We start from the raw sequence: 23,601 nt of genomic DNA, 5'->3' as shown, positions 1-23,601 counted from the left end.
GGTCACCGCGCCTTGTTCGCACGCAAAAGCGACTCGAGCGCGAGCGTGTACATGGATCAGTGTTTCCCTACAACAGGCCCGGGAGACGAAACCATGCGCCTGATTGCACTGGAAACCGCAACGGAACAGTGTTCGGCCGCGCTGTATATCGATGGCGAGATCCATGGGGTCCGGGAGCGGGCCGCCCGTCGGCATGGCGAACTGATTCTGGGACAGGTCGAGCAGCTGCTGCGGAAAGCGGATATCCCCCGCGGTAGTCTCGATGGGATCGCGGTGGGCCGGGGGCCCGGGGCCTTTACGGGCGTCCGCCTTGGGCTGGGCGTGGCGCAGGGGATGGCCTTCGCGCTGGATCGCCCCGTGGTCCCGGTCTCCACGCTGCAGGCGCTGGCGCAGCAGGCCCTGCGGGAGGGGCGACGGCCGGCGGCCGTACTCGCGGCGCTGGATGCACGCATGGGCGAAATCTACTGGAGCCTTTGTCCGGTGCGGGGCGAGCGAGTGATCGCGGCCCCCGAACAGGTCGGTGCACCCGATGCCCTCGATGTCGCATGGCCTTTTGGAGAGGGGTATGCCCTTGGCTCCGCATTCGCCGCCTTCCCCGAGCTGGCGGGCGCGCTGGCGCTCTCGATGCAGGCGGTGGACGCCGACGCACTGCCCGATGCCCGTGAGGTCGCGTTACTGGCGGTGGACGCCTGGGAGCGCGGCGAGGCCGTGGCCCCCGAGGACGCGCAGCCGGTGTATGTACGCGACGACGTTGCACAACCGGCGGCCCCGCGATGAGCCAGGAGACCGCGAGCAACGCGACCCCATATCCGTGGCAGCCTCCACTGTGCGCCACGATCAAGGGCCAGCCGGAGGATTTTCGGGTCGAGGAACTGCCGGCCACCCTGCCGGAGGGGGAGGGCGAGCATGTCTGGCTGGAGATCGAGAAACGCCTGATGAACTCGGAGGACGTGGCCGTCTGGCTGGGCCGCGAATCAGGCGTGGGGCGCGGGCGGGTTAGCTACGCCGGGCGCAAGGATCGCCAGGCCGTCACGCGGCAATGGTTCAGCGTGCAGTGCCCGCCGGAGTCCGAGCCGGACTGGTCGGCCCGGGCGGAGGCCTGGAATTCGCGGCAGGACGACGGGCCGGCGGCGGGGTGGATGCGCGTACGGCAAGTGGCCCGGCACGCGCGCAAGCTCCGCACCGGGCACCTGGCGGGCAATCGCTTCGAGATCCGCCTCGAGGGTGTGGAGGGCGACCGGTCGGCCGCGGAGTCGATTCTGGCGGCGATCCGCGACGGCGGTATCCCCAACTATTTCGGGCCCCAGCGCTTTGGCCGCGACAATCTGGCCAAGGCCCGCGCATGGCTGGGCGGCGGACGCCCACCCCGCAGCCGCAACCAGCGCAGCCTGCTGCTCTCCGCTGCGCGCTCGGCGATCTTCAACGCGGTGCTGTCGGAGCGGGTGCGCCGTGGAGACTGGGACCGGCTGGTCCCGGGGGACGTGGCCAATCTGGAAGGCTCGGGCAGTGTGTTTGCGGTGCCGGAAGTGGACGCCGAGCTGGAGGCGCGCGCCCGGCGTCTGGACATCCACCCGACGGGGCCGTTATGGGGAAAGGGCGAGATGCAGACCGACGGCGATGTTCGGGCACTGGAAGTGGCCGTCGCGGCCCGCGAGCCGGCACTGGCGGAAGGCCTGGAGAAGGCGGATGTCAAGGTGGCGCGGCGCGCCCTGCGCATGGTGCCGGGCGTCGTGGAGTGGCGCTGGGAAGGCGAGGACCTGCTGCTGACGCTGGAACTGTCGGCGGGGGAGTATGCGACCGGTATCCTGGATGCGATTTGCCAGGCCAGGGAGGCTTGCGCGTCCGCTTGATGTGGAAGCGCGTCAGGCGGAGTTCTGGAGCTTGCGTTCGGCGCGCTCGGCGCGCTGCTCGGCCTCGACCCGGTCGGTGATGTCCTTCTGGATGCCAATGTAGTACGTGAGCCGGTCCTCGTCGTTGAACACCGGGGTTAGCGACAGTTCGTTCCAGAACAGGCTGCCATCCTTGCGGTAGTTGCGCAGGGTTACGCGGCAGGGGCGGTTCTCCTCGATGGCGGCGCGAATCTCCTGGCGCACTTCCTGGTCGGTGTCGTCGCCCTGCAGGAAGCGGCAGTCGCGGTACAGGATCTCTTCGGAGCGGTATCCGGTCAGTTCCTCGAAGGCGCGATTCACGTAGATCAGGATGTTGTCGTCGCCTTCGCGCTCGGCGATCACGATGCCGTCATTGGAGGCATCCACCGCCAGGGCGAGCAGTTCGGCGTCTATTGTTCGCGTCATATAACGGGTATCGATCTGGTCTGCGGCTCGAAGGCGCGGGGGGGCTATTCCGGGTGCCGTGACCGCGCTTGTAGGGCACGAAAATAGCATGTTCCGGTTCGAGTGTGTTCAAAAATCGGACATCGGGCACGGCGCCCGGGAGAAGATCCGGACACAAAAAAGGCCGCCCGGAGGCGGCCTTTTCGGGACGGACCCGGCGTGTAAGCCGGAGCCTCCCGGGCGGTCACATTTCCTGGGTTACAGTGAAGGCACCGCGCACGTCACCCTCGCTGAAGCCGGTCGCCTGGTCGTCCGGGTACAAGCGTTCGAGTGCATGTTTCACGTCGCCGCTGACCTGGGAACCGTGGCAGGTGAGGCAGGCGCCGCCCGTCGGGATGGCGGCCATGAAGCGGAACTTGGGTTCCCCGTCGTCGGATTCGACCACGCCGAAGCGCGGCGGCAGGTCCGAAGCCGGCGTGCCGGCTGCGTGCTGGGCCTCGAAACCCTGCAGCGTAAGGCGCTCCCAGCGATCGGGGGCGTTGTCCTGGTTGCGCAGCTTCAGGCTGGTTCGGCCGATCTCGATGCCGGTTTCGGCGGAGATGTCACGCGCGATGGCCGGGGCGCGCTCGTTGCACACCTGGATCGCCTCGGTCGGGCCACCGGATTGCATGGCGGACATCAGCTCCCCTTGCAGGGTGCTGGCGAACTTCTGGATCGCGTCGCGATTGGCGGCAATGCGTTCCTGCAGATCATCCTGGCTGAGTTGCGGCATCGTGTCGGCACTCGCGTAGCCGCTGCCGGCCGTGAACGCGATCAGGCCGAGGGCCAGGGGGGCAAGCTTCCAGTTCTTCATGGCAAATACCTCGCAGTGCAGATTCCGTTGCGTCCTGTACCTATACAAGAGCTGTACAAAGAATGGACCGATCATGGTTCAAATGCAAGGGAGGGTGCACGGAAAAGTTGCCGAAACCGGCATCGGATTCCGTAGGCCACCTCACAGGCGTGGGTTTAGTCTAGGGCTGAACATCGCGGATTGCGAATATGTCAGGTGCCGGATGTGAGTGAGCCGTTGGTTCGGCTAATTATGGCATGCAGGAGGTTATTTTCGGGGGGCGGGCGTGGTATTGCGTGGCCGTTTGAGCAGGACATAGACCGCTCCGGTTCCGCCGTCGGCCGGGCGGGCGGAACAAAAGGCGAGGACGTCGTCGCGCTGACGCAACCAGTGGTCGGTCAGGCCCTTGAGGACCGGCCCCTGTTGCCGCGAACGCAGCCCCTTGCCATGCACGATGCGAACGCAAAGGGCGCCTTCGCGCCGCGCATCGTCGAGAAACAGGCCGATGGCGCGGCGGGCCTCGTCCGCGAACAGGCCATGCAGGTCGATCTCGTCCTGCACACGGTAGTGTCCACCTCGAAGTTTCCGAAACACCCGCTGGCTGATGCCGGGACGCGCAAAACGCAGTTCATCGCCCGGTTGCAGGTCGGCGGCGTCGAGCGGATCGCTGAGCCAGTCGGCGTGGGCGCGCGCTTCGTCGGCGTCGCGCTGGCGCGCCCGGGCGGCCGGGCGCGGGGGACGGACATCCGCCTGATCGCTGTGCAGACGTCGCACGTTGCCGACGGCCTGCAGGAATTCGTCGAAATCGTTGGGATCATCCCCGGAGTTCATGGCAGGATACTCGCACTTTTCGGGGGGCGGGCGCGATCGTGTGCATCAATGAGCCCGCCCAAGACGGTTTCCAGTATATTAAGAGCCCTCCCAACGGCCCTGTTCCTGCATGCGCATTCTGGTTAGCAACGACGATGGAATTCACGCCCCGGGCATCCAGTGCCTGGCGACGCACTTGCGCCGGATTGCCGAGGTGCACGTGGTTGCGCCGGACCGGGATCGCAGCGGCGCCAGCAACAGCCTGACGCTGGTGCGGCCCCTGCGGGCGCGCTACCTCCAGGGCGGTGACGTTCAGGTGGATGGGACGCCGACGGATTGCGTTCACCTGGCCATTACGGGGCTGTTGCAGGAGGAACCCGATGTCGTGATCTCCGGGATCAATTCCGGGGCCAACATGGGCGACGACGTCCTGTATTCCGGCACGGTGGCGGCGGCAATGGAGGGGCGCTTCCTGGGACTGCCGGCGATCGCGGTGTCGCTGGTGGGGACCGATCTGCAGCACTACGACGCCGCGGCGAGCGTGGTGGTCGAACTGCTCGACCGGATCAACCGGGTGCCGCTGCCGGCGGCGACGATCCTGAACGTGAATGTCCCCGACCTGCCGCGATCGGAGATCCGCGGCGTGCAGGCCACGCGTCTGGGGCATCGGCATCGGGCCGAGCCAATGATCGCCGACGAAGACCCGCGTGGCCGCCCGATCTACTGGGTGGGACCGGCGGGTTCGGAACAGGACGCCGGTCCCGGAACGGATTTTCACGCGGTCCGCGAGGGCTACGTCTCGGTCACGCCGATCCAGGTGGACCTGACGCGCTTCGATGCCATCGACACGGTGGGACGTTGGCTGGACGATTCCCTGCCGGAGGCTGGCCATGGTTCCTGATGCCGCCGGTGCAGGCCTGACCTCGCAGCGGGCCCGCGATCGGCTGGTCCGGATCCTGGAGGGACAGGGGATTCGCGACCCGCGCGTGCTGGATGCGGTCCGCACGATCCCGCGCCATCTGTTCGTGGAGGAGGCACTGGGCCATCGAGCCTACGAAAACACGGCGTTGCCGATCGGTCATCGCCAGACCATCTCTCAGCCCTTTATCGTCGCGCGGATGACCGAGGCACTGCTGGAGGGCGAACGGCCAAGAACGGTACTGGAGGTCGGCACGGGCTCGGGATATCAGGCGGCGGTTCTGGCGCAGATCGTGGACCGGGTGTACTCCGTCGAGCGCATCCAGGCGCTCAGCCGCAACGCTCGCGAGCTGCTCAGTCGTCTGGGCATCAATAATGTCAATCTCCGCCACAGCGATGGCGGCGAGGGCTGGCCGGACAAGGCGCCGTTCGACGGCATCATCCTGACGGCGGCGCCCAAGGAGGTCCCGGAGGCATTGCTGACTCAGCTTGCGCTGGGCGGGCGCCTGGTCGCACCGGTTGAAGGCCCGGACGGACGCCAGCAACTGGTGCGCTATACCCGGACGGAGGAGGCCTATGTGCGCGATATCCTCGATGCGGTGATGTTCGTGCCCATGCTGCCGGGGGCTGAGCAATGAGCACGCATCCCGGACCCCGGTGCCTGCGTGACTGAACCGGTGGCGGCGGTACGGTCCCGATGAAGCTCTTCGAGCCGCTTTACGACCGGGTGATGGGCTGGTCGCGGCATCGCCATGCGCCGCGTTATCTGGCCGGGCTCTCATTCGCCGAGTCCTCGTTCTTCCCGATTCCCCCGGACGTGATGCTCGCACCCATGGCGGCCGCGCGTCCGCGCTCCGCCTGGCGTCTGGCGGCACTGACCACGCTGTTCTCCGCGCTGGGCGGGCTTCTGGGCTACCTGATTGGCTGGCTGGCCTTCGAGTCGCTGGGGCCCTGGCTGCATCAGCTCGGCTATGGCGACGAGCTGCGCCAGGCCGAGGCCTGGTTCGCCACCTGGGGCGTGTGGGTGGTGCTGATTGCCGGTTTTTCGCCCATTCCCTACAAGCTGTTCACGGTGACCGCAGGGGCCCTGTCGATGGCGCTGCTGCCATTCTTTCTTGCCTCGCTGGTGGGTCGAGGCCTGCGCTTTTTCCTGGTCGCTCTGTTTATGGCCTGGGCGGGGCCGCGCGCGGAGCATCACCTGCGCCCGTACATGGAGCGCGTGGGCTGGGCGGCAGTGATTCTGCTGGTCGTCGCCATGACGATTTACGTGGTCGTGGATTGACCGATGCGGCGGCGCGCGATTCAGGGAGGGCTGACTCTGCTCGTGCTGGTCCTGGTCGTGGGCGTGCTGGCCGGTTGTGCCGCGCGAGCCCCCAGCGGGGCCTCGATGCCGGACACCCATGTGGTGCAGCGCAACGAGACTTTGTACCGCATCGCCCAGCGCTACGGACTGGAATGGCGCGATCTGGCCCGCCGCAACGCCATCAGCGCCCCTTACGTCATCCACCCCGGGCAACGCCTTCGGCTGAGGGGGGCGGCGCGATCGTCGCCGCCCAGCCCGCCGCGCACGGCTTCCACTCCCCGCACACAGCCGTCATCCTCGGGCGGATCCAGCAGCCCGCAGCGCTCGGAGAGCGCGTCCACTTCGTCCCGTTCGAGCCCGCCGCCTTCGGACCCCGGGGGGTGGCAATGGCCGGCGGACGGCCAGGTATTGCGAGGTTTTTCCAGCAGCGGCACGCGCAGGGGCCTGGCGATCGGGGGCGACCGCGGGGATCACGTTCGTGCCACGCGAGCCGGGGAGGTGGTCTATGCAGGTGGCGGGCTCGTGGGGTATGGTCGACTGGTAATCCTCAAACACGACGCGCGGTTCCTCAGTGCCTACGGGCACAACGACGAACTGCTGGTGTCGGAGGGTGACCAGGTGCAGGCGGGCGACACGATCGCGCGTCTGGGTTCATCGGGGGCCGAGCGCCCGATGTTGCATTTCGAGATCCGGGTGGACGGGACGCCGGTTGACCCGGCGCGCTATCTACCGGACCGCTGACGCTTCAAGAGCAGGGCTTTTCATGGCCAAGACCCGGCAGCCGGTTGATCCGGAACTGGACGACGACAGCCTGCCCCATGAACCGGTGCCGGAACAGGATGGAGACACGGTGCCCGAAGACCTGTCCCGTCCCGCCGAGCCAATCGATGAGGCAGCGGATTCCGAAGACGAGCCGCCAGCCGCCGCTCCCGACGTCACGGTCGGGCTGGAACCGGAGCAAGAGGCACCGGTGCGGCCGAAGACGCTGCGCGATGCCCGGCCCGCCGAGCTGGATGCCATACAGATCTACCTGCGCGACATCGAATACCGTCCGCTGCTGACTCCGGACGAGGAACGCAAGTACGCACGTCTGGCGCGCCAGGGCGACGATGCCGGGCGGCGGCGCATGATCGAATGCAACCTGCGGCTGGTGGTGAAGATCGCCCGGCGCTACCTGAACCGTGGCCTGCCTTTGCTCGACCTGATCGAGGAGGGGAATCTGGGCCTGATGCACGCGGTGGAGAAATTCGATCCGGAGCGCGGTTTCCGGTTTTCCACCTATGCAACCTGGTGGATCCGGCAGACCATCGAGCGAGCCCTGATGAACCAGGGCCGGACGATCCGCATTCCCGTGCATGTGAGCAAGGAACTGCGCATGCATGCGCGGATCGCCCGCAACCTCACCCAGGAACTGGGCCGCGATCCGACTGAAGACGAGCTGGCACAGCGCCTGGGCAAGCCGGTGGCAGAGGTCCAGAAACTGCGGGCGATGTCCGAGCCGTCGACGTCCATGGATCTGCCGTCGGGTCCCGATGGGGATCGCTCACTGACCGATATCCTGGCGGACGTGAATGCCCCCGAACCCTCCACCTTGCTGGAGGATCAGGACCTGCATCATCTGGTGGAAGCCTGGCTGGAGGAACTGGATCACAAGCAGCGCGAGGTACTGGTTCGCCGCTTCGGACTGCACGGCTTCGAGCGTTCGACGCTGGAGCAGGTCGGCGCGGAGATCGGGGTGACCCGGGAGCGCGTACGGCAGATCCAGATGGATGCGCTGAAGCGGTTACGCAAGCTTCTGGAGTCGCGCGGGATGAAGGGCGACGAGGTCCTGCCAAACTCCTGATCCCGCGGACGGGACCGGGCCCTGCCTATTCGGTGTGTTCAGCCTGACCGTCGATGATCAGGGCGGCCGCGACGTCGCGGCCCTCGGCCATGATCAGGTTGTAGGTCCGGCACGCGGCCGCGGTATCCATAATCTCCACGCCCAGACCCTGCCCTCGCAGGTGGCGCCAGACCGCGCGATCCGGAAACGTCTGTGCCTCGCCGGTGCCGATCAGCAGGACCTCGGGTGGGGTGTCCAGCACGGCCTGCAGATGTTCAACCGTCAGCTCTTCCGACGTCTGTACCGGCCAGTCGGTCTGCAGGTGGTGCGGGCGCACGATCAGGCTGCGGGTGTACGCAACCTGGTTGATCCCGACACGGCCCGACTCGTAGCCGGTGACGATGTAGGATTCCTCGCTGGTGACTTCGGAGAACAGCATGCTGCGTACGCTACTCCGGAGCCGTGCATGACTCAAGAATGGGTACCCTCACCAGAGGGCGGCGGCGCCCCGATTCGTTGACAGGTCCGGGCCCGGGTTATACTTTGGCGCGCTTTCCGGTGCGGCATCCGGAGGGGCCTTCATGGCCCTGCAAAGCGACTGCCCAGGCCCCAACCAGGACCCAGACCCGTGACCGACGTCTTCCCCCGTATCGAGCGCCTTCCGCCCTACGTCTTCAACATCGTGAACCAGTTGAAGGCCGAGGCCCGCGCCCGGGGCGAGGACATCATCGACTTCGGTATGGGCAACCCGGACCAGCCGACCCCGCAGCACATCGTGGACAAGCTGTGCGAGGCCGCGCAGCGCGGGGATACCCATCGCTACTCCGTCTCCAAGGGCATCCCGCGCCTGCGCCGCGCGATCACGCGCTGGTACAAGACGCAATTCGACGTCGATCTGGACCCGGAAACCGAGGCGATCGTGACGATCGGCTCGAAGGAGGGCCTGGCGCACCTGGCCCTGGCCACGCTGGGGCCGGGGGACGCCGTCCTGGTACCGAACCCGGCGTATCCCATTCATCCGTATGGCTGCGTGATCGCCGGTGCCGATGTGCGCCATGTGCCGCTGACGCCGGACGTCGACTTCTTCGCCGAGCTGGAGCGAGCCATCCAGGACTCCTGGCCGAAGCCGAAGATGCTGATCCTGAACTTCCCGGCGAACCCGACCACGCAGTGCGTGGATCTCGAGTTCTTCGAGCGAGTGGTGGCGATCTGCAAGGAGCACGGCATCTGGATCGTGCACGACCTGGCGTATGCCGAGATCACGTTTGACGGCTACAAGGCCCCGTCGATCTTCGAGGTGCCGGGGGCCAAGGACATCGCGGTGGAGTTCTACACCCTGTCCAAGACCTACAACATGCCCGGCTGGCGCGTTGGCTTCATGTGCGGCAACCCGACGCTGGTCGCGGCGCTGGCGCGCATCAAGTCGTATCTCGACTACGGCACCTTCACGCCGATCCAGGTCGCGGCCATCGCGGCGCTGGAGGGGCCGCAGGAGTGCGTCGAGGAGATCCGCGAGCTCTACCGCGTGCGCCGCGACGTGCTCTGCGACGGGCTCAACAAGCTCGGCTGGCACGTGGAAAAGCCGAAGGCGACCATGTTCGTCTGGGCGCCGATCCCGGAGCCCTACCGCGAGATGGGCTCGCTGGAATTTGCCAAGAAGATGCTGAGCGATGCCAAGGTGGCGGTCTCGCCGGGTATCGGGTTCGGCAACTACGGGGATGATCACGTGCGCTTCAGCCTGATCGAGAACGAGCAACGCACGCGCCAGGCGCTGCGCGGGATCAAGGCAATGTTCCGTGCCGACTCGATCCTGGCCGACGCGAGCGCGGCGGACTCTTAACACCATCAACACCGGGCGCCGCTTGGCGCCTGACGTCAAGGACAGTAAGGCTATGACGCCGGTAAAGATCGGAATTCTTGGACTGGGCACCGTCGGTTGCGGCACGGTCAACGTACTGGCGCGCAACGGCACCGAGATCGCGCGGCGCGCAGGTCGTGACATCCAGGTCGTGGCGGCCGCCGCGCGCGATATCAACCGGGAACGCGAGTGCGACTGCTCGCAGATCCGCCTGACCACCGATCCGTCCGAGGTCGTCAATGACCCCGAGGTCGAGGTCGTCGTCGAGCTGATGGGCGGGATCGACCCGGCCCTGAACCTGGTGCTTGCGGCGATCGACGCCGGCAAGCACGTGGTGACCGCGAACAAGGCCCTGATCGCGCTGCATGGCAACACGATCTTCGAGCGTGCCCAGCAAAAGGGCGTGATGGTCGCGTTCGAGGCGGCAGTGGCCGGCGGTATCCCGATCATCAAGGCGATCCGCGAGGGCCTGGCCGGCAACCAGATCGAGTGGCTGGCCGGCATCATCAACGGCACCGGCAACTTCATCCTCACCGAGATGCGCGACAAGGGTCGCGACTTCGAGGACGTGCTGGCCGAGGCGCAGGCGCTGGGCTACGCCGAGGCCGACCCGACCTTCGACGTCGAGGGTATCGACGCGGCGCACAAGCTCGCGATCCTGGCCTCGATCGCCTTCGGCATCCCGCTGCAGTTCGATCGCGTCGCGGTGGAGGGCATCAGCAACATCACCCGCGAGGATGTCGGCTTCGCCGCCGAGCTGGGCTATCGCATCAAGCACCTGGGTATTGCCCGCCGCACGCCCAAGGGTTACGAGCTGCGCGTGCACCCGACGCTGATCCCGGAACGCCGCCTGATCGCGAACGTGGACGGCGTCATGAACGCCGTGCTGGTCAATGCCGATGCGGTCGGCCCGACGCTGTACTACGGCGCGGGTGCCGGGGCCGAGGCGACCGCTTCCGCCGTGGTGGCGGATCTGGTCGACGTGGTGCGTGCCCTGACCACGGACCCGGAGAACCGCGTGCCGCACCTGGCCTTTCAGCCGGATGCCCTGTCGGACAAGCCGGTGCTGGACCTGGCCGATGTGGAGACGTCGTTCTACCTGCGCCTGCGTACCCAGGACCGCCCGGGTGTGCTGGCCGACATTACCCGCATCCTCGGCGAACACGGCATCAGCATCGAGGCGATCCTGCAACGCGAGCCGGACCCGGAGCGCGGCGAGGCGACCATCATCATGCTGACGCACAAGGTGCGCGAGGGCGCGATGAACGAGGCGATCACCGCCCTGGAGGCGCTGGATCACCTGCTGACCCCGATTACCCGAATCCGCATGGAAGGGCTGGCGCGCTGACCCCAGTGCGCGGCCTACCACTTCAACGACAGAGAACATCATGGCCTTTGGACACCGCTATACCGGACTGATCGAGCGCTATCGCGACCGCCTGCCGGTGCACGACGACACCCGCATCATCTCGCTGGGCGAGGGCAACACGCCGCTGATCCGGCTCAACAACATCCCGCGCGGGCTCTCGCGCGAGGTCGAGATCTACGTGAAGTTCGAGGGGCTGAACCCGACCGGGTCGTTCAAGGATCGCGGCATGACCATGGCCGTGACCAAGGCCGTGGAAGAGGGCTCGCGGGCGATTGTCTGCGCCTCTACCGGCAATACCTCGGCCGCTGCGGCGGCCTATGCCGCGCGCGCCGGGATCACTGCATTCGTGGTGATCCCGGACGGCAAGATCGCGATGGGCAAGCTGGCCCAGGCGATGATGCACGGCGCCACCGTGATCCAGATCGAGGGCAACTTCGATGACGGGATGCGCCTGGTCAAGGAGGTCGCCTCCAACACGCCGGTGACGCTGGTCAACTCGGTCAATCCGTATCGCCTCCAGGGCCAGAAGACCGCCGCTTTCGAGATCGTCGAGGAACTGGGCCGCGCGCCCGACTACCACTGCTTGCCGGTGGGTAACGCGGGCAACATCACCGCGCACTGGATCGGCTACAGCGAGATGGCGGCCAAGAGCAGCGACGACGTGACCGATGCGTGCGCCTACTGCAAGGGGCACTGCAAGTACGCGGGTGGCGGCATGGTAGGCAATCGCCCGCACATGGTGGGCTACCAGGCGTCCGGTTCCGCGCCGTTCATGCGCGGCGCGATGGTCGACAACCCGGATACCGTGGCCACGGCGATCCGCATTGGTCATCCGCAGTCCTGGGACATGGCGTGGAAGGTGCGCGAGGAATCCGGTGGCTGGTTCGACGAATGCCAGGACGACGAGATCCTGGCCGCACAGAAGCTCCTGGCCGAGAAGGAAGGCGTGTTCTGCGAACCGGCCTCGGCGGCCTCGCTGGCCGGTGCGCTGCGCGACATCCGCGAGGGCAAGATCCCGGAAGGCTCCACCGTCGTGTGCACACTGACCGGCAACGGCCTGAAGGATCCGGATACCGCGATCGCCCAGAGCGTGGTGCAGCCGGCCAAGGTCCCGGCGGAGCTGGAAGCGGTCTCCCGCGCGATTCGCGACAACCTGAGCTGATCCGTACGGGTATCGCGTCGCGCGGGTGCCGAATGGGCCAGCCCGCTTCGATCAGGGCTTGCTGCGCAGGTCCAGGTCGAACAGGGTGTCGGCCCCCAGTCGGAAGATGCGGCAGGGCGGACGCAGGGCCTGATCCAGCGAATCGATCTCGGGCAGCGTGACGCCCGGACGCCCGGAGCCGATCAGCATCGGCGCGACGGTCAGGTGCAGGCGGTCCAGGGTGTCCGCCTCCAGAAAGCGCGAGACCGTCTGGCCGCCGCCCTCGACCAGTAGCCGGTGCAGCGCCATCTCTGCCAGCCGTTCGCGGATGCGCGCGGGATCGAAGCGTCCGTCGGCCCCGGTGGGCATCTCCAGGCATTCGACGTGTTCGGGAAGTCCGCAGGGCCCGTACCCGGCTGCGTGCAGCACGATGGTACGGACCTCGGCTTCGCGGAAGACATGGGCATTACTGGGGATGCGGCCGTCGGGGTCGAGGATCACGCGGACGGGGTTGGGTCCTTCGGTCTTGCGCACGGTCAGGCGCGGATCGTCGGCGACCACCGTGCCGGCCCCGACGATGACCGCATCCACCAGCGCGCGCAGGCGATGCAGGCGCTCGATGTCCTCGGGGCCGGTCACGTAGTGCGAGTGGCCGCTGGCCGTGGCGATGCGCCCGTCCAGGCTTTGGCCGAGCTGGGCCACCGTGATGCTGGCGGCCTCGACGATCGGACCGTAGAGGTCCAGCAGCTCGTGAGCCCCCGGCGCGAGCGGGCCGGGCAGGGGGCAGCAGCCGGGATCGGCCCGCTGGGCCAGGAGCCAGCGCCAGGCCTGCTCCTCGGTGACCGGATAGGCCGTCATGCCGCAAATCCCGGGGTTACGGGACCGCGACGGGCCAGTTGGGGTAGTCTAGCGACCAGCCTGGTTAAGCCGGGGCCCCGTTTCGGGGAATTCGCGGTTTGCAGGCTGGTCATAAACAAAACTCCCTATGGAAGTACCCGATGCACAACGCCGATCGCGGGATCTTTGATCTTCGCCGGGGCCATCCGGTCCTGGTCAGTGGTTCGCAGTCGAGTGTACTCGTTGCGGCCGTCGAGGGTCTCACCCCCGTGTTGCTGGATCGCTTGACCCATATGACCGGGTCCGCGCCTCGACTGATTCTAACGCCGCACCGGGCCTCTGCAATGGGCTGGTCCCAGCCGCTGCAGGACGGCTGGGAGGGCGTGGCGCTGGAATTCGCGCCCGACACCGATCCCGAGGCCCTGTTTACGCTGGCCAGTGCGCCCGAGGCCTCGAACGAGGCCGCGCACCCCGAGGACGCGCTGGGGCAGCCGGCGGTGACCCGCGCGTTGCCGGCGGAGGTCGCGGCACTGGAACTGGTTCGCGCCGGTCGGCTGCTGCCCGCCGTGGTGGCGGCACCGGTGCCAGAGCCGGTGCCGGAGGCGATCCGCTCGGCCCTCGCGGACGGCATGTTCCTCGATGTTGACGAACAGGAGGCGCGCGCGGTGGCCCAGCACCCGCGCCTCGAACTGGCTTACGTCAGCGAGGCCCCCGTGCCACTGGCGGATGCCCCGGTTACCCGCTTCATGCTGTTCCGCGAGGGCAATGGCATCCTCGAACACGTGGCGGTACTGATCGGCGAGCCCCGCGACTGGCCGGCGGCGGTCCCGGTACGACTCCATTCCGCCTGCCTGACCGGCGATCTTTTTGGCAGTCTGCGTTGTGACTGCGGCGACCAGCTCCGTATGGGCGTGAAGACCATCAACGAGTCGGGTGGTGGGGTACTCCTGTATCTGGCCCAGGAGGGGCGCGGCATCGGGCTGGCCAACAAGCTGCGGGCCTACACCATGCAGACGGCCGGGCTGGATACCATCGACTCCGACTGCCAGCTCGGTTTCGAAGCCGACGGGCGTCGCTACGACGCGGCGGTGGAGATGCTGGAGTTCCTCGGTATCGACACCGTCCGCTTGCTGACCAACAACCCCGGCAAGATCGACGCGTTGCGCGCCGGCGGGATTGATGTCGTGGCCCGCGAGCCGGTACACGGCAAGCTGAATCCCCACAATCTGCGTTACCTCAGCACCAAGGCCGACCGCGGCGGTCACTGGCTGCAGGAGCTCCTGGCGTCGGAGGCCGAGCGCGGCTAAGCGTGTCGCGTTAGCCCGTCTCAGCGGACGAGGTGCGTCAGGTCGAAGCCGGCGGCGTCGCGGATCGTCGCGGCCAGGTGCCCGGCGTAATGCTCGACCAGACGCTGCCCCAGCTCGGCGGTGGCGCTACCGGCATCACCGACCACACCGGACGGGTTCAGGTCGCCCGCCATCCAGGCGAATGACGCACGGCCTTCCGGTTCCAGCGTTTCCATCTCGTCCTCAAGCCTTGCGCCCAGAGAGGGTGCAGCCGCCGCCGCTCCCATATGAACCTTCCCGGGGACGAGGTAGCGCATCATCGCGGTCTCGATCAGCCCCCCGTGCAGGCCGTGGCGAAGCTCTGACGATTTGATGCCCAGCGCCTCCGGCGGTGGCTGGGTGAAATAGTGATGCTTGACCACGAGCATGCCGTGGGTACGGCGCAACTCGAGTGCGGCGAGGTCGCAGATCGCGGTATTGCCGCCGTGGCTGTTCACGATCAGCAGGCGGCGCAGGCCGCTACGCGCGACGCTGTCGCCGATGTCGCGCAGAGTGGCCAGGGCGGTCTCCGGGCGCAGGGTCAGGGTCCCGGCGAAACCGGTGTGTTCGGTGCTGGTGGCGATCGCAAGTGGGGGCAGTACCGCCAGCGGCAGGTCGTCCTGCAGCGTTGCGAAGGCCGCCTGCAGCAGCCCGATGCCGATGCGGTAGTCGGTCTCCAGCGGCAGGTGGGGGCCGTGCTGCTCGATGGCCGACAGCGGCAGGATGGCGACGGCATCGCGCGTGGCGAGGTCGGCGATCGCGGCGCTCGTGAGGTCTTGCCACCAGGGCAGGGGGTCGGTAGTCATGAATTCAGCCTTGTCTTTCGCTCCGGCATGCGTCAAGCAGGTGGCCGGCGAGCGTAGAGATCCCCTGAACCCAGGCGTTCGCCATGTTCCTCCAGCCAGGCCAGGATCGCCGTGCCGGACTGCCAGTCGGAAAACTGGTACTCGCGCCGCTCGCCGCGGATCAGGTTGTACGTGTAGCTATCCAGTTCATCCAGTTGCCCAATGCAGTCGCGGGTGACGTCCAGCGCGCCGGCCACGAACTCGAACGACAGTGCGGGTATCGGGTGGGTGAGCCCGCGCAGCACCTCGGCCTCCAGGCCTTCCACGTCGATCTTGCAGAAGGCCGGGGTGCCGTATTCCTCGATCAGCTGGTCGAGCGTCACCATGGGGACCGTGATCTCGTCGTCCCAGTGCACGTGCTTGAAGCTGCGATTGCGGCTGCGCAGGGACTGGACCCAGGGGCGCGAGGCCGAAGAAACGGTCGGGTGTCGACGGCTGACCTGCAGCTGGGCGGAACCGGGGCGGGGCCCGGCGACCTCGCGCCGGATCGAGACGCCCGAGCGGCCCCGTACGGCCCGGCGCAGCCAGGGGATGAGTTGTGGCTGGGGCTCCAGGGCGACCACCCGCGCGCTGAGGTCGGCGAAGGCACGGGTGCGGTCGCCCACATGCGCGCCGATGTCGAACACAAGATCCCCGGACTGGATGAACGGGGCATACATTCGTTGCAGTCCCCGCTGGCGTCCGGGGCGGCGATAGATGACCAGGGACCGGAACACGCCGATCATCTGGTCCAGCCAGACCCGGCGCGAGGGGCTTTGCGAAGTGGTGTTCATCCCCGCAGGCTAACCGAGGGGGCGCGCCGGGGGAACGCCCGTGGCGCCACGGGGTCTTCAGGTGGGTTGGCGGCCGGGCGTCGAATCTCCATTGGCCGCTCGGGACGAGGAGTGTTGAATGAACGCAGGTGTGTGGTTGAGCAAGCGGTTCGGGACCCTGGGGCTTGTGGCCTTGTTGCTGGCGGGCACGGCGCAGGGCGCCGACGAGTGTCCGCCTCCGGGTGCCTGGGTGTCGCCGGGCGGCGAGGCACTGGATGTCGCCGGGCTGTATCGCGATCTGGCGACTCGGGATGCAGTCCTGCTGGGTGAACGCCACGACCGGATGGATCACCATCGCTGGCAACTGGGCACCCTGGCCGCGCTGCTCGGCCATCGTCCGGACCTGGTGATCGGGCTGGAGATGCTGCCGCGCTCCAGGCAACCGGTCCTCGACGCCTGGGTCGCGGGCGAACTCGATCCCGAGACCTTCCTGGAGGAAAGTGGCTGGTATACGCACTGGGGCTTTGATCCCGACCTGTACTGGCCCATCCTGCACTTCGCCCGGGTCCATGGGGTTCCGCTGCTGGCCTTGAATCTCGAGCGCGAGCAGATTCGCCGTCTCGGGCAGGAGGGCTGGGAGGCCGTGGATACGGAAACCCGGGACGGCGTCTCCCCGCCGGCCGAGCCCAGTGACGGGTATCGGGCGTATCTCGAGGCGGTGCTGGAACGCCACCCGGCCGGGATGGGTCCGGACGCGGATCGCTTTGTCGCGACCCAGGTGGCCTGGGATCGCATGATGGCGGGGGCCATCGCCGACCGGCTAGAGGAGGGCGGCGAGCAGCCCCCGCTGGTGGCTGCCATCATCGGTTCCGGGCATCTGGAATACGGGTACGGGGTACCCCACCAGCTGGCGGATCTGGGCGTGACCGATACCGCAGTGTTGCTGCCGCGCGAACCGGGTAGCTGCCGGGAGAGCGATCCGGCCCTGGCCGACGCGCTGTTTGGCGTCCCGCAGGATGACCGCTTCGAGACCTCCGGCGCTTTGCTGGGGGTGCACCTGGAGGGGGATGACGCGCCGGGTATTCGTGTCCTGCGCGTGCAGCCGGGCTCGGTGGCGGATGCTGCGGGGCTGCAGGCGGGGGATCGCGTGTTGCAGGCGGGCGAACGCCCGATCCGGGCCGCGGGCGATCTGCAGCGGGTGGTGCAGGCGGTGGCACCCGGTACCTGGCTGCCGCTGGAGATCGAGCGCGAAGGCGAACGGCTCGAGCGCGTGGCGCGTTTCCCGTACGGAGACTGACCGATGCATGCATGGGGCATGGCTGGCGTTGCCGCGGTGCTGTGGCTGGTGACCGGCCCGGTCGCTGCCGCGGCGGGATTCGACGGGGTGACGCTGCAGATCGAACTCGACCCGGAGCAGGCCCTCCTGGAGGGACGCTTCGAGGCAGACCCGGGGAGTGTCGAGCCGGAGTCGCTGCGGCGCTTCCGGCTGGATCCGGGCATTGCAGTGGACACCGTTTCGCTCGGCGGGCAGGCGGTTGCCTATGAACGCAGCGAGGATGGCTGGCTGGAGTTGGTGCGTGCGCCGGAGCCTGATGCCGGTGCCCTGGTGATCCGCTACGGCGCGCGGCTTCCCGCTCTGGAGGATGCGCGGCCGGGCAGCGGCTTCCTCGATTCTCGGGGCGGCTATCTTCCGCCCGGAGCGGACTGGTATCCACGGCGACCGGACGCCGAGCCCCACGCAGTGCGGATCGAGCTGACGACGACCGGCGGGCATCTCGTGGTTGCGTCGGGCTCGCGCGTGGCCGAGGAATCGAATGGTAGTGAGTACCGCGCAATCTACGAACACCCGGCGGGGCGCGCACTGGCCGTGGCGACCGGTCCGTGGGTATCCGGCGAGCGCGCGGCCGGCGAGGTGACGGTCCGCACCCTGTTCCCGGAGGGCCTGGAGCAAGGCTTTGGCGAGACCTACCGGAACCAGGCGGCCGGGTACCTGCAGCGCTTCAGCGACGAGATCGGGCGGTATCCCTTCGACACCTTCACGATGGCCGCGAGTCCCCGACCGGTGGGGCTCGCGTTTTCGGGATTTACCCTGCTGGGGGAGCGCGTGATTCCGCTGCCGTTCATCCCGCATACCTCGCTGGGGCATGAGGTGCTGCACGCCTGGTGGGGCACCGGGGTGTATGTGGATGCGGTGGACGGCAACTGGTCGGAGGGGTTGACGACCTACATGGCCGACTACCAGTTCAAGCGAGAACGCGGGGAAGGGCGCGAGGAACGGGGACAGTGGCTGCGGGACTACGCGGCACTCCCGGCCGGTGAGGATCGCCCGCACGCGAGTTTTCGCGGCGGGAACTCCGGGGCGGCGCGCATCGCCGGGTATCACCGAGGGGCGATGCTGTGGCGGATGCTGGAGGATCGGATCGGGGCCGAGGCGTTCCGGGCCGGTGCACGGACCCTGTACGACGAGTGGCGCTTTCGCGAGGCGGACTGGGATGCCGTGATCGCGGCCTTCGATGAGGTGACCGACCAGGATCTGCGACCGTTTTTTGCCCAGTGGATCGACCGTGCCGGGGCGCCGGCGCTGGAATTGACGGATCTGCGGCGGGAGGAGCGCGAAACCGGTTGGGTGGTCCATGGGCTTCTGCGTCAGGCGGACGATCACGACCCATGGGACCTGTATGTCCCGCTGGTGGTGGACACCGGGGCGGGGCACGAGACGCACTGGGTGATGCTCAATGGCGAGCGGACATCCGTTTCGCTCGAGACTTCCAGCCGCCCCCGGGCGATCGCAGTCGACCCGGACTGGCGGTTGTTCCGTCAGCTGGCCCCGGACGAGTCACCCGCGATCCTGCGGCAGGCGGCGCTGGACCCGGACACGCGGATCGTCACACTGGGGAACGCCGCGGCGGCCGAGGTCGCACCCTGGCTCGGCCGGGTCCCGGATATTGCGGAGGATTCGGACGGGGCGCGAATCCTGCTGGGTTCCCATTCCAGCGTGGCCGACTGGCTGGAAGCACGAGGCTTGCCACGGAATCCTGGCGCGGTGGAGGGTGATGCAGGTACGGAGACCGGTCCACGGGCCTGGACTGTGCCGGAGACACGGCTGGTCGTGACCAGCGGCGCGGACGGGGATGCCCGGGGCGATGTCGCCGCGGCGTTGCGCCATCGGTCGCACTACAGTTACCTGCTGCAGGAACCGGACGGGGCCTGGCGTACGGGTCTCTGGTCGCAGCCGGGAGTCTGGCAGAGGTTCGACGATGGTGAGTAAGTTCCAGCTGGATGGGCGCCTGGCGGCGGATACCTGGTCGGTCGCCGAGTGGCCGCTCTCGAGTGTCCGGCTGATGGATCACTTCGACTATCCCTGGTTCATCCTGGTGCCACGGCGGGACGACCTCCAGGAGTTGCACCACCTGGACGCCGAGGATGCGGTCCAGCTGGCCCGCGAATCGGGGGCACTGGCGCGAGCGATGGAGGAGGCCTTTGCCCCCCGGGCACTCAATGTGGCCAAGCTCGGCAACATCGTCGCGCAGTTGCACCTGCACCATGTGGCACGCTTCGAGGGGGACCCGGCCTGGCCCGGTCCGGTCTGGGGTGCGCCGAAATCCCGAGGCCTGGAAATGAAAGAGGCCGAGGCCCGCATCGCGCGGATCCTCGGCCTCGTAGAAGACGTCGGCAGCTAGGCCGGCGTCTTTCTGGTGCAGCTTGCGTTAGAAGCGGTAGCCGACGTTCATCCCGAAGGTCCAGGGATCGATATTGACGGTGCCGAGATGGGCGCCGCCCAGAGACACGTCAGTGTCGATGTCGATCCAGCGCACTTCGGCGTTCACGAACCAGTTGTCGTCCACCGCGAAGTCGATCCCGGCCTGCACTGCGGCGCCCCAGGAATCATCCAGGTCGACATCCTGCCCCAATGTGACCGACGCCGTATCTTCGTCGAAGAAGTAGGTGTAGTTGATGCCGGCGCCAACGTAGGGGCGGACCGCGGTACCGGTGTTGAAGTGGTACTGCAGGCTCAGGGTCGGCGGCAGGTGGCGCGTGCTGCCGATGTCGACACCGCCAACGTTCAGATCATGCTTGAATGGGATGGCGACCAGCAGTTCCAGGCCCAGATTGTCGGTCATCATGTAGGTGATGTTGCCGGAAGGGCGGGTGTTGGAGCCGACGTCAGCTGGTGCAGTTGCACTCAGGCCCAGGCCGCTTGCATCCAGGTTGCCATTGTCGGACTTGGGGGCCACATGGGTCAGGCCGCCACGGAGCAGCCAGTCGCCGGCGGAGACATCGGCATTGGCGGCGGTGGCGTGGGCCGGGATCAGGGCGGCGGGGGCCAGCAGGCCGGCCAGCGCCAGGGAGCGGAAGGTCAGGGTGCGTCGCATTTTCGGTTCCTCCGAAGGCGTGATTGTTCGGAGGTACTATCGCGCCGCGCGTATCAGTATTCGTTGATGCAGATCATTTCCGGCGACGGTTTTCAAAAGGGGAGACGCTGGCCCTCGAAGTCGTGGAAGCTCCCGGATTGCTCGGCGTCCAGTCGGTCGAGGACTGCCAGCAGCTGTCCAGTGGCGTACTCAGGGCTCAGCACCTCGGGTGCGCGCGAACGATACGGCTCCGACAGGGGCGTGGCACAGGTCCCGGGCTGCAGGGCGACCACGACGGCCTGGCGATGGCTGAAACGCATTTCCAGGGCCGTGGTGCGGACGATCTGGTTGAGTGCGGCCTTGGAGGCGCGATAGCTGACCCAGCCGCCGAGGTGGTTGTCCTCGATGGAGCCGACCCGGGCGGACAGGGTGGCCAGGACACCCTTGCGGCCGCGCGGGAGCAGTGGTGTCAGATGCTTGAACAACAGCGCCGGACCGATGGCATTGACGGCGAAGGCCTGTGCCATGATCGTCGGGTCGAGGTCGCGCAGGCGCTTCTCCGGTCCCTGGCCGTCAATGGTCAGGACGCCGGTGGCGTCGATGATCAGGTCCCATTCCGGCGCCTGCTCCTTTAGCCAGTTTGCCGCGGCCTCGATACTGGTCTCGTTCAGAAGGTCCACGGCGGGGTGGGTGCTGCGCCCGAGGCCCACCACCTGTGCGCAGTTCGGGTCGTTTTCAAGATGCTGGAGGAAGGCGGCGCCGAGGCCGCCCGTGGCGCCGATGACTAAGGCGCGATAGGGTATCTGCAGGGATTTCATACACCCTGCGACCACCACGCGGGGAATTGATTCCGGGGCGATACCCCGGCAAGGGAGCGCATGAACTTTCTCCACACCCTGGGTCACGCGGCGCGCAACCTGGCGCCCATCGTGATTGTGGTGGCGGTGTTCCAGGCACTCGTACTGCGCACGATGCCGGATGGTCTGCTGTCGATGGTGGCAGGGCTGGCCATCGTGGTGTTCGGTGTGGCGTTGTTTCTGCAGGGGCTGGAAATGGGGATTTTCCCCATTGGCAAGAACCTCTCCAATGCCCTGGCGCGGCGTGGCTCGCTGCTGCTGCTCATGGCCTTCGGCTTTACCCTCGGGTTTGCCACGGTGATCGCGGAGCCGGCCCTGATCGCCGTGGCGGAACAGGCCGAGCTGATCAGCGAGGGGCGAATCGAGGGTTTCATATTGCGCCTGATCGTCGCCCTGTCGGTTGGGGCGGTGGTGGCACTGGGGATCCTGCGCACGGTGATGGGCCACCCGCTGCACTGGTACATCCTGAGCGGCTACGTGCTGGTGGTGCTAGTGACCTTCTTTGCCCCGGAGGAGATCGTGGGCCTGGCCTATGACTCGGGCGGGGTCACCACGAACATCGTCACCGTGCCGCTGGTGGCCGCCCTGGGGCTGGGGCTGGCCGCCTCGATCAGCGGGCGCAATCCGTTGCGCGACGGCTTCGGGCTGGTCGCACTGGCGGTGATGGTGCCGATGATTACCGTGCAGCTCTACGGCATCATCGTATTTGCCGGCGCGGATGTGGCGGCCCCGACCGGTACCGAGACCGCCGCGATGGACCCGGATACGGATCTGCCAGGGAGCGGACAGCGGCACTGGGCATCCGCGATGGGGATGGACCTGCTCCTGATGCTGCGCGATGTGGCGCCGATCATCGCGGTTATCGTGGTGTTTCAGTATTTCGTGCTGCGCAAGCGCATCCCGTATCTCCCACGGGTGATCTTCGGCTTCGTTCTGGTGGTGCTGGGGCTGTACGCCTTCGTGGTGGGGCTCAAGCTGGGACTGTTCCCGATTGGCGAGAGCATGGCGGAGCAGTTGATCACCAACGAGCTGTTCTTCTGGGTCTATGTCTTTGCCTTTTCCATCGGGTTTGCCACGACGATGGCGGAACCGGCGTTGATCGCGATCGGCCAGAAGGCCGAGGAGGCGGCGCGGGGCTCGCTGCGGGGCAGTGTGATCCGGATCCTGGTGGCGCTTGGCGTCGCGATTGGCATCACGATCGGGGTCCATCGCATCCTCGCGGGGGATTCCATCCACCACTACATCATGGGCGGGTACCTGCTGGTGATCGTGCTGACAATCCTCGCGCCCAAGCAGATCGTGGCACTCGCCTTCGATCTGGGCGGGGTGACCACATCGGAGGTCACCGTGCCGCTGGTGACGGCACTGGGGATCGGCCTTGCCACGCATCTGGAGGACCGCAACGTGCTCATCGATGGCTTCGGCCTGATCGCGTTTGCCTCGATTTTCCCCATTGTCACGGTGATGCTCTACGCGATCGCCGTGGATCTTTACGAACGCTGGTTCGCTCGCGACGAGCGGCAGGAGGAGTAAGCAATGAGATTTTCCGCACTGGTGGCCGTCCTTTCCGATGACCTGGAGGAACAGGCGATTGCCACGGCGAAGGCGGCCGGCGCGGGTGGCGTGACCATCATGGATGCGCGCGGCATCGGCGCCGAGGCCCGCAAGACGTTTCTCGGGATGACCTACGAGGGCAGCCAGTCGGTCCTGCTGTGGGTACTGGAGAAGAAGGTGGCCCTGAATGTACTCAAGTGCATCTCGAAGGAGCTGGATCTGGCCAATGACCCGCGCGGCATCGCTTTTACGGTCGATGTGGCCCACCTCGCCGGGATCGGGCGCAACCAGATCGAGCAGTTCCAGGAACAGGTCAAGGAAGAACTCTGACGGAGAGCATCATGCTGGTAAGCGAAATTCTCAGACCCAATGTCGTTACCGTCTCGCCGCTGGCACCGCTGCGCGAAGCGATGCAGCTCATGCGCAAGCATGGCGTGAAGTCGCTGGTGGTGGAAAAACAGCACCCGCACGACGCCTACGGCATCATCACCTACACGACTATCCTCAAGACCATCGTGGCGGAGGAGGGCGATATCGACCTGTCGAACGTCTATGATGTCTGCACCAAGCCGGTGATTACCGTGCCGGCCGAGATGGACGTCAAGTACGTTGCGCGCCTGATGGTGAGCCAGGGGATTCGCCGTCTGGTGGTGCTCAAGGGCAACGAACTGGAAGGCATCGTGACCACCAGCGACATCGTCGGCTCCATTCTCGAGATGGCCGACATGGACTGAACCCCGCCGCGGCGGACCG

General features: G+C 67.0%; 26 protein-coding genes. 17 read left to right on the top strand and 9 right to left on the bottom strand.

What is annotated here, in order from left to right; genetic code table 11:
* The first annotated feature begins 93 nt into the window (after positions 1-93).
* Positions 94-777 carry a tRNA (adenosine(37)-N6)-threonylcarbamoyltransferase complex dimerization subunit type 1 TsaB gene (tsaB, locus tag F572_RS0113205; RefSeq protein WP_017942488.1) on the top strand — a complete coding sequence of 228 codons (684 nt, stop codon included), beginning with the start codon at positions 94-96 and terminating at the stop codon, positions 775-777.
* Positions 774-1,850, top strand: a complete 1,077-nt coding sequence (gene truD, locus F572_RS0113200; RefSeq protein WP_017942489.1) for a tRNA pseudouridine(13) synthase TruD — start codon at positions 774-776, stop codon at positions 1,848-1,850. Before tsaB ends, truD begins: the two co-directional genes overlap by 4 nt.
* 12 nt (positions 1,851-1,862) lie before the next feature.
* Here truD and F572_RS0113195 read toward each other — a convergent pair whose 3' ends face one another.
* The 3 genes from F572_RS0113195 to F572_RS0113185 form a co-directional block, all read right to left on the bottom strand.
* Entirely contained in the window at positions 1,863-2,294 is a 432-nt protein-coding gene (locus F572_RS0113195; protein ID WP_017942490.1) for a PAS sensor domain-containing protein, read from the bottom strand.
* Between the two features lie 223 nt (positions 2,295-2,517).
* Positions 2,518-3,126, bottom strand: a complete 609-nt coding sequence (locus F572_RS0113190) for a DUF3365 domain-containing protein (protein ID WP_017942491.1) — start codon at positions 3,124-3,126, stop codon at positions 2,518-2,520.
* A 246-nt stretch (positions 3,127-3,372) separates the two neighbouring features.
* Positions 3,373-3,936 carry a Smr/MutS family protein gene (locus F572_RS0113185; protein WP_017942492.1) on the bottom strand — a complete coding sequence of 188 codons (564 nt, stop codon included), beginning with the start codon at positions 3,934-3,936 and terminating at the stop codon, positions 3,373-3,375.
* Between the two features lie 109 nt (positions 3,937-4,045).
* Between F572_RS0113185 and surE the strand changes: the two genes are divergently transcribed.
* From surE to rpoS, 5 genes are read left to right on the top strand one after another with little or no spacing between them, the layout of a single operon-like run.
* A complete protein-coding gene (gene surE, locus F572_RS0113180) occupies positions 4,046-4,816 on the top strand; it encodes a 5'/3'-nucleotidase SurE (protein WP_017942493.1) in 771 nt (256 codons plus the stop codon).
* Complete coding sequence (locus F572_RS0113175; RefSeq protein ID WP_017942494.1) at positions 4,806-5,471, top strand: protein-L-isoaspartate(D-aspartate) O-methyltransferase; 666 nt, start codon at positions 4,806-4,808, stop codon at positions 5,469-5,471. Before surE ends, F572_RS0113175 begins: the two co-directional genes overlap by 11 nt.
* Positions 5,472-5,530: 59 nt before the next feature.
* On the top strand, positions 5,531-6,115 hold the full coding sequence (locus tag F572_RS0113170; RefSeq protein ID WP_017942495.1) for a YqaA family protein: 585 nt from the start codon (positions 5,531-5,533) through the stop codon (positions 6,113-6,115).
* 3 nt (positions 6,116-6,118) lie between these two features.
* Positions 6,119-6,877: a peptidoglycan DD-metalloendopeptidase family protein gene (locus F572_RS0113165; protein ID WP_017942496.1), complete on the top strand. Its 759-nt coding sequence runs from the start codon at positions 6,119-6,121 to the stop codon at positions 6,875-6,877.
* A gap of 22 nt (positions 6,878-6,899) precedes the next feature.
* Positions 6,900-7,979 carry an RNA polymerase sigma factor RpoS gene (gene rpoS, locus F572_RS0113160; protein ID WP_017942497.1) on the top strand — a complete coding sequence of 360 codons (1,080 nt, stop codon included), beginning with the start codon at positions 6,900-6,902 and terminating at the stop codon, positions 7,977-7,979.
* Positions 7,980-8,004: 25 nt separating this feature from the next.
* On the opposite strand, the gene F572_RS0113155 is transcribed toward rpoS, so the two are convergent.
* Positions 8,005-8,397 (bottom strand): Mth938-like domain-containing protein, encoded by a 393-nt coding sequence (locus F572_RS0113155; RefSeq protein ID WP_017942498.1) that lies wholly within the window; start codon positions 8,395-8,397, stop codon positions 8,005-8,007.
* Between the two features lie 189 nt (positions 8,398-8,586).
* On the opposite strand from F572_RS0113155, the gene alaC reads away from it, so the two are divergent.
* Genes alaC through thrC form a run of 3 tightly spaced genes read left to right on the top strand, consistent with a single transcriptional unit; the run spans position 8,587 to position 12,347 of the window.
* Positions 8,587-9,798 (top strand): alanine transaminase, encoded by a 1,212-nt coding sequence (alaC, locus tag F572_RS0113150; protein WP_017942499.1) that lies wholly within the window; start codon positions 8,587-8,589, stop codon positions 9,796-9,798.
* 52 nt (positions 9,799-9,850) lie between these two features.
* Positions 9,851-11,164, top strand: coding sequence for a homoserine dehydrogenase (locus tag F572_RS0113145; RefSeq protein WP_017942500.1), 1,314 nt, complete (start codon positions 9,851-9,853; stop codon positions 11,162-11,164).
* 40 nt (positions 11,165-11,204) lie between these two features.
* Entirely contained in the window at positions 11,205-12,347 is a 1,143-nt protein-coding gene (gene thrC / locus F572_RS0113140; protein ID WP_017942501.1) for a threonine synthase, read from the top strand.
* Positions 12,348-12,398: 51 nt separating this feature from the next.
* Here thrC and F572_RS0113135 read toward each other — a convergent pair whose 3' ends face one another.
* A complete protein-coding gene (locus tag F572_RS0113135; RefSeq protein WP_017942502.1) occupies positions 12,399-13,184 on the bottom strand; it encodes a RibD family protein in 786 nt (261 codons plus the stop codon).
* 140 nt (positions 13,185-13,324) lie between these two features.
* Here F572_RS0113135 and ribA point away from each other — a divergent pair, with 140 nt between their 5' ends.
* Positions 13,325-14,470: a GTP cyclohydrolase II RibA gene (ribA, locus tag F572_RS0113130; protein ID WP_017942503.1), complete on the top strand. Its 1,146-nt coding sequence runs from the start codon at positions 13,325-13,327 to the stop codon at positions 14,468-14,470.
* A 20-nt stretch (positions 14,471-14,490) separates the two neighbouring features.
* On the opposite strand, the gene F572_RS0113125 is transcribed toward ribA, so the two are convergent.
* Complete coding sequence (locus F572_RS0113125) at positions 14,491-15,294, bottom strand: creatininase family protein (RefSeq protein WP_017942504.1); 804 nt, start codon at positions 15,292-15,294, stop codon at positions 14,491-14,493.
* A gap of 32 nt (positions 15,295-15,326) precedes the next feature.
* Positions 15,327-16,106 (bottom strand): FkbM family methyltransferase, encoded by a 780-nt coding sequence (locus F572_RS0113120; RefSeq protein ID WP_017942505.1) that lies wholly within the window; start codon positions 16,104-16,106, stop codon positions 15,327-15,329.
* A gap of 118 nt (positions 16,107-16,224) precedes the next feature.
* Here F572_RS0113120 and F572_RS0113115 point away from each other — a divergent pair, with 118 nt between their 5' ends.
* Genes F572_RS0113115 through F572_RS0113105 form a run of 3 tightly spaced genes read left to right on the top strand, consistent with a single transcriptional unit; the run spans position 16,225 to position 19,765 of the window.
* Complete coding sequence (locus F572_RS0113115) at positions 16,225-17,382, top strand: ChaN family lipoprotein (protein WP_018158509.1); 1,158 nt, start codon at positions 16,225-16,227, stop codon at positions 17,380-17,382.
* Between the two features lie 3 nt (positions 17,383-17,385).
* Positions 17,386-19,353, top strand: coding sequence for a M1 family metallopeptidase (locus tag F572_RS0113110; RefSeq protein WP_017942507.1), 1,968 nt, complete (start codon positions 17,386-17,388; stop codon positions 19,351-19,353).
* Complete coding sequence (locus tag F572_RS0113105) at positions 19,343-19,765, top strand: HIT domain-containing protein (RefSeq protein ID WP_017942508.1); 423 nt, start codon at positions 19,343-19,345, stop codon at positions 19,763-19,765. Before F572_RS0113110 ends, F572_RS0113105 begins: the two co-directional genes overlap by 11 nt.
* Before the next feature lie 27 nt (positions 19,766-19,792).
* Here F572_RS0113105 and F572_RS0113100 read toward each other — a convergent pair whose 3' ends face one another.
* A complete protein-coding gene (locus F572_RS0113100) occupies positions 19,793-20,458 on the bottom strand; it encodes an OmpW family protein (RefSeq protein ID WP_017942509.1) in 666 nt (221 codons plus the stop codon).
* A 92-nt stretch (positions 20,459-20,550) separates the two neighbouring features.
* A complete protein-coding gene (locus tag F572_RS0113095) occupies positions 20,551-21,255 on the bottom strand; it encodes an SDR family NAD(P)-dependent oxidoreductase (RefSeq protein ID WP_017942510.1) in 705 nt (234 codons plus the stop codon).
* 60 nt (positions 21,256-21,315) lie between these two features.
* Here F572_RS0113095 and F572_RS0113090 point away from each other — a divergent pair, with 60 nt between their 5' ends.
* Genes F572_RS0113090 through F572_RS0113080 form a run of 3 tightly spaced genes read left to right on the top strand, consistent with a single transcriptional unit; the run spans position 21,316 to position 23,582 of the window.
* Positions 21,316-22,827 (top strand): DUF1538 domain-containing protein, encoded by a 1,512-nt coding sequence (locus tag F572_RS0113090; protein WP_017942511.1) that lies wholly within the window; start codon positions 21,316-21,318, stop codon positions 22,825-22,827.
* 3 nt (positions 22,828-22,830) lie between these two features.
* Positions 22,831-23,178 carry a hypothetical protein gene (locus tag F572_RS0113085; protein ID WP_017942512.1) on the top strand — a complete coding sequence of 116 codons (348 nt, stop codon included), beginning with the start codon at positions 22,831-22,833 and terminating at the stop codon, positions 23,176-23,178.
* Between the two features lie 11 nt (positions 23,179-23,189).
* The gene (locus tag F572_RS0113080; RefSeq protein WP_017942513.1) at positions 23,190-23,582 is read left to right on the top strand and encodes a CBS domain-containing protein; all 393 of its coding nucleotides are present in this window, start codon (positions 23,190-23,192) and stop codon (positions 23,580-23,582) included.
* Positions 23,583-23,601 lie beyond the last annotated feature (19 nt).

The organism is Thioalkalivibrio sp. ALE14 (genome assembly GCF_000376845.1).
Classification (GTDB): domain Bacteria; phylum Pseudomonadota; class Gammaproteobacteria; order Ectothiorhodospirales; family Ectothiorhodospiraceae; genus Thioalkalivibrio.
This window is presented reverse-complemented; position numbering and strand designations above follow the sequence as displayed.